The sequence below is a fragment of the Rhodopirellula sp. UBA1907 genome (assembly GCF_002337565.1).
GTDB classification, from domain to species: Bacteria; Planctomycetota; Planctomycetia; order Pirellulales; family Pirellulaceae; genus Rhodopirellula; species Rhodopirellula europaea.
In genome coordinates this window covers 43,346-54,670 of record NZ_DDGH01000002.1, presented here as the reverse complement: position 1 = coordinate 54,670, position 11,325 = coordinate 43,346, and the positions used below count along the sequence as shown (strand labels likewise).

The window sequence follows — 11,325 nt, the reverse complement described above, 5'->3', positions numbered from 1 at the left end:
AGTAGTCCGCATCCAGGAACGCGTAAGTGATCTTGCCGTCCGTGTTGATCACGTAGGTCGCAGCAAGAGGCAATTCCATCGCGTCGTTACCGTTGAACTTGGCGAGTTGCAGTTTGTCGCGGTAGATCGGGACAATGGATTCGGGCAAGTCGAACACGATACCGAATTTCTTTGCGAGCTCGTTGTTGCGATCGTGCAAGACCAGCATGTCGAGGTCGTTTGTTTCCGCTGTTTCCTTCGCCTTGTCAGGGAGTTCAGGCGTCAGGACAATCAGCTTTGCACCGGCACCTTCGATCGCTGAAAGCTGTTTTTGCATCGCTCGCAATTGCAGGTTGCAATAGGGGCACCATCCGCCGCGGTACCACATCAAGATGACCGGGCTTTCGGACCACACTTCGCTGAGAGTAACTTCGTTTTCGTCCCAGCCCTTCAGCGTCGCATCGGCAGCTGAATCGCCGACCTGCTTGGCGGACTTTTCAATGCCGCTGGCACGAACTTGGTCGACTCCACCTTGGAACGTCTTCAGGACTTCTGCCGGGTATCGCTTGGTCGCGTTTTCGGCAGTTTCTTTCAGTTGTGAGGACAGGCTTGTGTCGGAGGATTCGTCAGCGTGAGTTTGTGTGGACATGACCATCGCGGGGAGGAAGGCGGCGCAAAAGAAGAGGCTGAGTCGCATGGGTTCGCAACGTTGAACTGGAAAGGAAGAGAAGATTGGCAACAGTTTGGGAATGTCTGCTGCCAACGGCGATCCGCCAGAACCGATGTTGACCTTACCGCCCGGAATGATCGGGAATTGCTGCAGGCTTGTTGCGAATCAGCGTTCGACTAGTTCGATCTTTGCAAATGCCAAACGGAAGGTTTCTTCGGTCTCTTCGAATTGAATTTTCGCAGTCCGTTTGGGGCCTTTGCCTGTGAGGGCGATGATCGTTCCTTCGCCATATTCGTTGTGGCGGACCGTGCTGCCTTCGCGGTAAGCACCCAGCGGCGTGACGCCGGATTGCAGCAGATCGCTGGCCGTCTTGAGTTCGGTTTGAATGGAAACCTTGGGCTTCTTTTTCTTCGGTGGCGGCACGTCGTCGTGATACAAATCCGGAATCGCGGATTGGTCCGTCATCGGTAGGATGCGTGGTCCATCGGCCACGTCAGTTTGACCAGCAGGGCCGGTGTCGGTGACCGCGGCGGGCTCTTGGACCAAATCCCATGAGTCCGGGTATTCGTCGTCGTAGGCATCGTCAAAGAAGTTGCGACTTCCTTTGACTTCGACGACCTGCATTTCATCGCGAGGCAATTCGCCCAAGAACATACTGGGAATCGCCGGTTGATTTTCCCCACGAAAGCTTCGCAGTTTCGCGTAGCTGATCTGCAACCATTGTTCGGCTCGCGTGACACCCACGAAGAGAAGACGACGTTCCTCTTCGAGTTGGGTTTCGTCTTCTTTACTGCGGCGGTGAGGCAGCAGGTTGTCTTCGACCGCGATGATGAATACGCGAGGGAATTCCAACCCTTTCGCCGCGTGCAAAGTCATCAAGGTCACACGGTTGTTGGAGTCTTCAAATGCGTCGGTGTCCGACACCAATGCGACTTGTTCGAGGAACGCTTCGAGTGATCCGTCCTCGGGATGCATTTGGTCAAATTCGACGGCCGCGGAAATGAACTCATCGACGTTGGCGATCGGGTTGTTGTCTTGTTGTTCTGGAGTGGTCCGTTCCAAGTACGCGACGAACTTGATTTCTTCGATCAAGAATCGGAGCAGATCCTCCAGCGTCGCGGTCGCTTTGATGCACAAACGATCGTAGAGACGAATGAAGGACGTCACCAACGTTTTGGCTCGTTTGGAAAGCGTGTCGATTTCATCGACACGGCGAGCGGCTTCCAGCATCGGGATGCGATGATCGTCGGCAAAGCGTTGGATTCGCTCGAGTGTCTTGGCACCGATGCCTCGCGTTGGTGTGTTGATCACACGTTGGAACGCGACGTCGTGGCGAGGGTTGTTGATCAGGTGAAGATACGCCAGCAGATCCTTGATCTCTTTACGTTGATAGAACTCCAGCCCGTTAACGATCTGATACGGGATGCCGCGATTGCGGAGGGCGTGTTCGATCGATCGCGTCAACGCGTTCATCCGGCACATGATCGCGAAATCTCGCGGTTCGGCGTTGCCCGCGATCATTTGGTTGGCGATTTCATCGGCGATGCCGTCGGCTTCTTTGTAACCGTCCTCGTACTGACGCAGCGTGACCGCTTCGCCGGTCGGGTTATCGGTGAACAGATTCTTCTGTTTGCGACGGCGGTTGTGCCGAATCAGTTGATCGGCGACGCGAAGGATTTCTGGCGTGCTGCGGTAGTTTTGTTCCAGCCGAACGGTTTTGACGCTCGGGTAATCCTTTTCAAAATCCAGAATGTTGTTGAGGTCGGCGCCACGCCATCCGTAGACCGATTGATCGGGGTCACCCGTCACGGCGAGGTTGGGATGGTCGACCGAAAGCGCTCGCACGATGGCGTACTGAGCCAAGTTTGTGTCTTGGTACTCGTCGACCATGATGTACTTGAGCTTCTCGTCCAGGTTCGATCGCACCTCGGGGTTCTCCCGCAGCAACCGAGCGAAGTGGAAGAGCAAGTCGTCAAAGTCGACCGCGTTGGCGGTCAGCAATTGTTGTTGATAAACCGGGTAGACCTTCGCTGCGACGGTGTCGCCGGCTCGGCCGGTTTGTTGAGCCATGATCTCGGGAGTGATCAGCCGGTTCTTGGCATTGGAGATCGCCGATGCGATTTGCTCGGGCGAGGTGTGGCTGGTCGATACACCAGCGGCCGCGATCGCACGCTTCATCGCGGATTTTGAGTCGGACGAATCGTAGATCGAGTAGTTCTCGGCCAAGCCGACCATCGGTGCGTAACGCCGAAGCTGTTGTGCGCAGAACCGGTGGAACGTGCCCATCCAAACTGGTTGGTTGGGGGCGAGCAAATTGACTCGCGACCGCATTTCGTCCGCGGCTTTGTTGGTGAACGTGAGCGCCGCGATTTGCCACGGGCGTATCCCGCTTTGCAGCATGTACGCGATCCGGTGGGTGACGACGCGTGTCTTACCGCTACCGGGGCCGGCGATAATCAGCAGAGGTCCGTCGATGTGCTGGACCGCTTCGGCTTGTGCCGCGGTCAGATCTTTTGTGATGGCATCCATGACGCAAGATTAGCGTTCCCAGGGAAACTGGGCAACGCAAACAGGGGACCGACCCGATGGCCGATCCCCTGTGCGAGATTTTCAGAGAGTGATTGTTTGGCGATTGACCGCCAAGCCGCTCACCACATGTATTCCAAACCAGCAGCGAAACCGTTCAGGGTCAGCGACGTTTCCGAGGTGCTCGGTGCTGAGACACCGGCCCCGTTGGTTGCGAAATCGTCGATGAAGCTATTGTCCAGTGGAGCCGCGTAAACGTCATCAATGGTCAACAAGTGGTAAGAACCACGCAGCGACAACGAGTGCGAGAAGCGGTAGATACCCGTTGCTTGGAAATCCAAGATGAAGGCACCATCTTGTCCGCCCGTTTCAAACGTGTTCAAAGCACCGGGTGTGATTCCGATCGACGACGTTTGACCGAAGTCGTTTTGAACCCAAGCCCCTTTGACTTCGGCACCCAGTTGAATTCCGGGACGAGCGTTCCACCACAGGTCGACGCCGGCCTGAGGACCGAAGTATCGGTTCTCAAGGTCGAAGCTTTGCTGGAAGTCAGCAATGGTGCTGGAGTTTTGCGAGCCATTGAATGCATATTGGTTGTCGAAAACCACGTGTCGGAGGCCGAGCAACCAAGAGCCTTGGAAGCGTCCGTACGGTCCAACGGTGCGACGACGGTAGTTGATTTCGTAGCTGTCGAATTCCGCTTCGTAACTGATCGATTGGAAGTTTGACAGGTTGGCGTATCCGCCTCCCGGCGTGGTGCCGTAACCGGAATAGATCGAGGTCAAGTTCCCGCCTGGGTCAGAAGCCGAGGCGGAGCCGCCCCATTCTTGGCCGCCCATGAAGGTGAACTCGACATTTGAGCCGGCACCGAAGATCAGTGCGAACGAGATGCGAGCACCGGCTTCCAGGTCATCGTCGCCCAAGTCATCTTGAGTCAGAACTGGGTTGTCGGCGACGTTCGGTGTGCCAGTGGTTCCGCCGTTGGTCAATACTTGACCGTCAGCAAACCCATCGAGCTCCTGCGTCAGGAACAACCCTTCGACCGATACGTCGTACCAGCGTTGGGCTGATTTACCGGCTTCGGAGTAAGGTCGCAGGGCTTCGGCTAGACCGGCCAAGCCACCACCAATGTGTGCTGCCAGGATGCCGAAGTCGGTGCTGCCGGGGCCGCACTCGTTGAGGCTTCCAAGCAATCCGCCTTGGCCGAGCGAGCCGTTGGTCAGGCACGAGCCCAATCCACCGCAGGCACCGCATCCGCCACCGCCGCATGATCCGCAGCAATCGCCCATCACAGCGGGCAAAAGGCCGCGGAAGTTGCTGCCGCATTGGCCACTGGTGCAACCCGAGTCGCCGCATCCGCAGCTCATCGTGTCGCAACCCGCAGCGTATCCGCCGCCGAGGAAACCACCGCTCTGATAGCCAACCGGCATGACGCCAGCAGGTGCATAGGCGGCTTGTGGGTAACCGGCCGGAGCGTAGCCAGCCGAGCCGTATCCACCAGGCATCATCAGCGGAGCCGATGGCAAGGTGGTGGCGATCGATTGTGCACCTGGCATGGAGCCTGGTGGCATCGACATGGCTGGCATGCCGTCGACCATCCCTGCTGGTTGAACACCGGGCGGTAGCATGAAGCCACTCGCCTCGTAGTCCATTTCATCACCCGCGGTGGGTGGTGCTGCAGCGACTGGCGTGGCAACTGCGGCGGCGATCAAGCCACCACAGACCAAGTCACGAAGCTTTCGTAATTTAACCGTCACGCTTTCGCTGAATGATTCCGTCATCCCATTGTCCTCAAGGGTCACACGCAGTCCGGTTCTTTGGTTGGGTCCGGGTTTGATTTGGGGATCGGGGGTCTGGGCCATCATGGGTTGCTCGTTTCTTTGCCTGGCAATTCGTCGCATTGCAATCGTCTCCGCGGTCACAAAGACCCCAAAATCCCCCCGGGGGTCCCGCTCACGCGAGGACGCCCAGCCATAAAATGTCCTGTGGCTGTTGAGTTGCTGAATGCTCCAAAGGATTTTGCATCCAACGACCCCGCCGTTGTGGACCGTTCCGCCGTGGACCGAGGTTGAAAGCGTTTCCGGGGAAGACTGCCGCCAAATTGGGGGCAACACCGCGGAAAAGGAGTTCAATCTCGAACGAAGAAACCGTTCCAGGCGGAGTTATCGGCACAACTTCCAGCAAACATTCGGTAATTCCGGAACAATCGGACCAACCCGAGTGATTGACACAACGATTCCAGGTGGACTGGAACACGAATTGCCCCTATAGAGCCCTGGATTCGCTCCCTGCCAAAGAGGCAGGATGTGAATTCAACGCGAAGATGACTTTGACAAATCAGGCGAAACCGCGATAATACGCACGTGGTGCAGGTTTCCCTTGATGCCTTTTAAGGGCGATTGAAGTTGCCTTGGCGGTTGCCCTCATCATCACTCGTCTCTGTGAATGTGATTTTGTTTTGGCGGTTCAATCCGTGGCACAACGCATTTCTAATTAGACTGAGTGCTACTCATACCTCTTTTGTGATCGATCCCCCATGAACTTTTCAACTTCCGCAGCGGTCGCTGATTCGAAGGTGGATTCGGGAAACGTTTTCACCAGCGAATCCATCGCTGATCAAACCGACGAGCAACTGGTTGCGAAATATCGCACCAGCGGACGTCGTGATATTTACGAAGCCCTGATGCGTCGATATGAACGCGAGATTTACGCGTATCTGCGTCGCTACATCGGCAACGCCGAAATGGCGGAAGATGCCTTTCAGGGCACCTTTTTGCAGGTTCACCTGAAGTGCAACCAGTTTGATCTGACGCGTCGTTTTCGACCTTGGCTGTATGCGATTGCTACCAACCAAGCGATCGACGTGCAGCGTCGTAACAAACGCCACCGTATGGTCAGTTTGGACCGCCCCGCAAACGGTCAAGAAGATGATCGTGGCGGCAGTTGGTCCGAAAAGCTCGAAGGGGCGATCACGGATCCATTGGCAGCTGCTTCGAAAGAAGAAAACGGACGCTGGGTGCATCACGCCGTCGAATCGCTGGGCGAGCCAATGCAGCAAGTGGTCGAATTGGTTTACTACCAAGGCCTGAAATACCGCGAGGCAGCCGAGATTCTGGGGATTCCCGTTGGGACCGTCAAAAGTCGTTTGCACGCCGCAGTCAATCGTTTGAGCGGTTTGTGGGACGACAGCCACGACGGCGAACGCGACGCGGAAGAACAACCAGGCGTCTAATCGCGAAACCTCATTTTTCGCGGCCGTTTGGTTGCGAACTGGACACGAGCGGCACTTCGGGGCCGCTTTTTTTCTGCGCCGAGTTGGGGTTCGAGTGAACCATGGGAAGCATCCGTTCGTCTGATTGATTGGGTTTGACTCGGTCGTGAGGCGATAGAATGTTCTTCACAAAAGTGGAGCACGAACCTGTTCGCACCTGACCTACCCGAACACTCGCTCCACCGCGGGCGTAATCATTTCTGAACCGATCCGAAACGTGTCTCGTCCAAATCTGCTGGGCGTTGTGCTCGGTCTTTCGCACGAAACTGCGCTCAAGGGCATAATCCCCGGGTTTTACGACGCAAGCCACGGCCGATGCCGTTCGAGTTGAGCTTTTCGGATTGGTTCGAAGTCTGCTTCCATTTCTCGCGTTTCTTTTTCCGCTTACGCAACGTCCTTTGTGATGCAAGAAGATCTTCTTGGATATCTGCTAGGCGCGCTTGAAGCGGACGAAATGCTGCGGGTCGAAAAACTCTTGCGGGAAAGTCCCGAGGCCAGAGAAATGCTGGCCGAGCTGGAACGCAAACTTGGGCCTCTTCATGACGATTGTGAAATCGTCGAACCGCCGCCCACTGACCTGGTTGCTCGAACGCTCGACGCTCTGCCGCCACTTCCGCCGATGCCCGGCGCCGAACCCGATCAATCGACGACACCCGCCGAATCCAAAGTGTCCGCGCCGGTGACACCGAAATTGTCTCCGGTGATGGAAGGTTCTGATTCGCTCGCGTGGACTTGGCGAGATTGGGTGGGCTCGGTCACCGCCGCTTGCATCATGTTGGCGATCGCATTGCCGTCGATGGTGGAAGGTCGCTTCATGGCTCGCAAGCAGGCTTGTCAGGACAATCTACGTCAACTGGGCACGGCAATGACCCAGTACGTCACTCGCAATGCGGAAGCGCGTCTGCCTTCGGTCGAGTCGACCGGCTACCAGGCATTTGCCGGTGTCTATGCACCACGGTTGCATTCGGCCGGTTTGATGATGGATTCACGCTCCACACTTTGCCCTTCGATTCGTTCCACCGATTTTTGGTCCGCTGGCGGACTGCACCCAGAAGATGGCAACTTCGCATCCGAAGGTGCCGCAGAAGAAGTGCCCACCATGGTTACGCTTCGAATGCTCGACGAAGCCGCTCGTGATTTGAATCATTTCGCCGTCGCTGGTGCGACGACCGTCGAAGAGCAAGCGGCATGGCAGCGAGCGATCGCTCGTTTGCAATGGCTGCAACAAACCGCTGGTGGTCACTACGCCTACACACTCGGTGTTCGTGACGGCGAAGAGTTTGCATCCCCGCGGTTTCAAGGGCGTTCATCGTTTGCTGTGATGAGTGACGCCGCTGTGATGAAAGTCGTGGACCGTGTCGTCGACGAGGAAGGCTGGGCTCGTGCCGCTTCGCCGTCGCAGGATGGACTGATCAGTCACGGTGGCCGCGGGATTAATGTCCTGTACGAAGACGGCCGCGTTCGCTTCATCCCGGGAGAGTCCTTGAACCAATTGATGGACCATCCATTGGTCAATCATGACGGTCGCCCGGAAGCCGGCGTCAACATCGACGACGCCTCGCTCGCACCCAGTTGGCAAGCGCCGTTCGTCCACGCTCGCCAGCGCTGATTGGCGCGAGTTCGGTTTTGCCGAACGGGCGTTTCGCTGGCTTCTGTTCAGCTGTAAACGAGCGTTGGTTCTATATTTCGTCTGCGTCGGTAACGAGTCTTACTCGTTGGCCTGTTCCGCCTGACGAAGGGCTTCTACTAGATCGGAGATCTGCTCCAGATTTAGTTCTTCCGCACGTGCGGTCTCGCCGTGGCCCAGTCGTCCGAGGATCTCGTCGATCGTCGGTTTGTCCAAGCGACCTTTCATTGCGCTGATCACGACACTGCGCAGAAACTTGCGTCGGTGAAAGAACAGAGCTCGAACGGTTTGGTGGAAGTACTTCAAGTCCGGAATCGCGTTGCGACGCTCGTGATCGACGTCGAGACGCACGATCGCCGAGTCGACTTTGGGACGCGGCCAAAACACAGTGGGTGGAAGGATGCGAACGATCTCGGCCCGGCATGTGGCTTGAATCCAAATGCTCAGTGCGCCGTAGTCTTTCGAACCAGGGCCAGCGACCATGCGCTCGCCGAGTTCCTTTTGAATCGTGACGACAATGCGGTCTGGCGGCGGGTCTTGGTGCAGTAGGTTGCTGACGATTGGAGTCGCGACGTTGTAGGGCAAGTTCGCGACCAACATGAATTTGCTGTCGTCAGGCAATCGCGACTTGGCTTCGCGAATCGATTCCATGATGTCATCACGGAACGTGCTTTTGTTCTTCAGTGCGTCGCCTTGGATCATCTTCACGTGCGGGAACGGTGCCAGTTCCTCCGACGCGAGTTGAAACAGGTTTTGGTCGATTTCAACCGTCAAGATCGCGCCGGCTTGAGCGGCCATGATGGATGTCAGCGAGCCGACTCCCGTTCCGATTTCCAACACGATGTCGTGCGGCCCGATATCGGCTGAACGAGCAATCAGTTCGACCAGGTTCAAGTCGATCAAAAAGTTCTGACCGTACTTAGACACCGGGCGCAGTCCGGCGGCCGTCAAACGTTTGGACAGGTATGTCGCGGTTTGCCGTGAGCCGCGAGAAGCGTTGTTCGAACGCGCTGGAGGTTGAGGCGGTGCGACGGGAGGAGTGGGATCGATTTCGTCACTCATGATTGCGGGCTCCAGGGTGTGTTGGTGGGGGACGCAGGGTTGCTTGCGTCGGCTTGGTCGTTGGCATTGCCGAACTGCAATGTTCGTTGCACATACTTGGCCAACAAGTCAGTTTCTAAATTGATGCGGTCTCCGACTTGGCGGCCTCCCAGTGTGGTGGCGTCCAACGTGTGAGGGATGAGTGCGACCGTGAAGTAGTCTGCTCCGACATCGACGACCGTTAGGCTGATGCCGTCAACCGCGATGCTTCCCTTGGCAACGATCTGTTGTGCGAAGGGAGCGGGAACCGAGAATTTCAAATTCGCCCATGGTGGGTCGTCGACTCGTTCGATCAATTGGCCGACGCAGTCGACGTGGCCGGTGACGTAGTGGCCGCCCATTCGGTCTCCGACCGCAAGCGATCGTTCCAGGTTGACGGTGGACTCGGCCGTCAGTTCGCCGAGATTGGTTCGGCTGAGCGTTTCTTCGCCCGCCTCAAAGGACAACTCGTCGCCGTCGATTTCGACAACGGTCAGACAGCATCCGTTGATCGCGATGCTGTCGCCCAGCTTCACGTCGCGAGTCGGATCTGCATCCCGGAAGGAGGGGGCGGCGATCACCAGACGTCTGCCGGGCGGTTGTTCCACGACGGCAGAAAGTTGGCCAACGGATTCGACAAGACCGGTGAACATGACAGCGAAATGGGAAGATGGAGGCAGATGGCGGGAAAGACGGCTCAAAACCGAGGGAAAACGCAGGGAATCGGTGCCGGGTGGTCAGTTTCCGGGGCATTGGACAGAATACCGCCCGATCGGACAACGTCCGCCTTTTCCAAATCAAATTTTGCGGCCCTCCATTGAGCCGAATTTCGTTCCCCCTCAATCTCATAGTGAACCCATGACACTGATCGAATCGATTCACGCTCGGCAAATCTTGGACAGCCGCGGCAACCCAACCGTCGAGTGCGAAGTCACGTTGATGGACGGTGCCGCCGGTCGCGCCGCCGTGCCCAGCGGAGCCAGCACCGGGATGCACGAAGCCTGGGAACTGCGAGACGGCGACAAGTCCGTCTTCATGGGCAAAGGCGTCACGACCGCTGTCAAAAACGTCAACACGAAGATCGCCGATGCCTTGGAAGGCATGGACGCAACCGATCAAGCTGCGGTTGACCAAGCGATGATCGAACTGGATGGCACGCCCAACAAAAAAGAACTCGGTGCCAACGCGATCCTCGGCGTTTCGCTTGCCGTCGCTCACGCGGCTGCCGCTTCGACCAACCAGCCTTTGTTCCGCTACCTCGGTGGTGCTGGCGCTCGCATGTTGCCCGCTCCGATGATGAACATCATCAACGGTGGTGAGCACGCCGACAACGGTGTCGACATCCAAGAGTTCATGGTCATGCCATTGGGCTTCGAACGCTTCAGCGATGCACTGCGCTGCGGAACCGAAATCTTCCACAACCTGAAAAAGGTTTTGTCGGAAAAGGGATACAGCACCGCGGTTGGCGACGAAGGCGGTTTCGCACCTGACTTGAAGAGCAACCAAGAAGCTCTCGATGTGATCATGACCGCGATCGACAAGGCGGGCTACAAAGCTGGCGAACAAGTCTGGATCGCTTTGGACGCGGCTTCGACTGAGTTCTACGACAAGTCATCCGGCAAGTACTCGTTGGACAACAACCAAATGTCCGGCGATGAAATGGTCGACTTCTTGGCCGATTGGTGCGACAAGTACCCGATCTGCAGCATCGAAGATGGCTGCGACGAAGACGACTGGGATACCTGGAAGAAACTCACCACCAAGATCGGTGACAAGGTGCAACTGGTCGGCGATGACTTGTTCGTCACCAACGTCGAACGTTTGCAACGCGGTATCGATGAAGGGATCGCCAACAGCATCCTGATCAAGGTCAACCAAATCGGAACGATGACCGAAACCATCGACGCGATTCAGCTCGCTCATCGCAACGGTTACACCTCGATCAGCAGCCACCGCAGTGGTGAAACCGAAGATTCGACCATCGCTGACTTGGCCGTTGCCATGTCGACCGGCCAAATCAAGACTGGGTCGGCAAGTCGTAGTGACCGTATGGCCAAGTACAACCAATTGCTTCGCATCGAAGAATTGTTGGGCGACGCGGCTCAGTACGGCGGACCATTGTTCGCCAAGCGAATCACCGGCTGATCTCCGAATTCACGATGAAATGATTCA

At 56.8% G+C, this 11,325-nt stretch carries 8 protein-coding genes; 3 read left to right on the top strand and 5 right to left on the bottom strand.

Annotated elements, in window-relative coordinates; genetic code table 11:
* The 3 genes from B2R17_RS00445 to B2R17_RS00435 all read right to left on the bottom strand — a co-directional run.
* On the bottom strand, nt 1–628 hold a 628-nt coding region (locus B2R17_RS00445; protein ID WP_286762397.1), incomplete at its 3' end, for a peroxiredoxin-like family protein.
* A 186-nt stretch (nt 629–814) separates the two neighbouring features.
* Nucleotides 815–3,178, bottom strand: coding sequence for an ATP-dependent helicase (locus tag B2R17_RS00440; RefSeq protein ID WP_286762396.1), 2,364 nt, complete (start codon nt 3,176–3,178; stop codon nt 815–817).
* A gap of 119 nt (nt 3,179–3,297) precedes the next feature.
* A complete protein-coding gene (locus tag B2R17_RS00435) occupies nt 3,298–5,040 on the bottom strand; it encodes a hypothetical protein (RefSeq protein WP_286762395.1) in 1,743 nt (580 codons plus the stop codon).
* Between the two features lie 671 nt (nt 5,041–5,711).
* Between B2R17_RS00435 and B2R17_RS00430 the strand changes: the two genes are divergently transcribed.
* Complete coding sequence (locus B2R17_RS00430; protein ID WP_007325344.1) at nt 5,712–6,407, top strand: RNA polymerase sigma factor; 696 nt, start codon at nt 5,712–5,714, stop codon at nt 6,405–6,407.
* A gap of 442 nt (nt 6,408–6,849) precedes the next feature.
* On the top strand, nt 6,850–8,055 hold the full coding sequence (locus tag B2R17_RS00425; protein WP_286762394.1) for a hypothetical protein: 1,206 nt from the start codon (nt 6,850–6,852) through the stop codon (nt 8,053–8,055).
* Between the two features lie 99 nt (nt 8,056–8,154).
* Here B2R17_RS00425 and rsmA read toward each other — a convergent pair whose 3' ends face one another.
* Both rsmA and B2R17_RS00415 read right to left on the bottom strand, forming a co-directional pair.
* Nucleotides 8,155–9,135, bottom strand: a complete 981-nt coding sequence (rsmA, locus tag B2R17_RS00420) for a 16S rRNA (adenine(1518)-N(6)/adenine(1519)-N(6))-dimethyltransferase RsmA (RefSeq protein WP_286762393.1) — start codon at nt 9,133–9,135, stop codon at nt 8,155–8,157.
* Entirely contained in the window at nt 9,132–9,806 is a 675-nt protein-coding gene (locus B2R17_RS00415) for a riboflavin synthase (RefSeq protein ID WP_286762392.1), read from the bottom strand. Before B2R17_RS00415 ends, rsmA begins: the two co-directional genes overlap by 4 nt.
* Nucleotides 9,807–10,011: 205 nt before the next feature.
* Here B2R17_RS00415 and eno point away from each other — a divergent pair, with 205 nt between their 5' ends.
* Nucleotides 10,012–11,298 (top strand): phosphopyruvate hydratase, encoded by a 1,287-nt coding sequence (gene eno / locus B2R17_RS00410; protein ID WP_286762391.1) that lies wholly within the window; start codon nt 10,012–10,014, stop codon nt 11,296–11,298.
* Nucleotides 11,299–11,325: the final 27 nt, after the last annotated feature.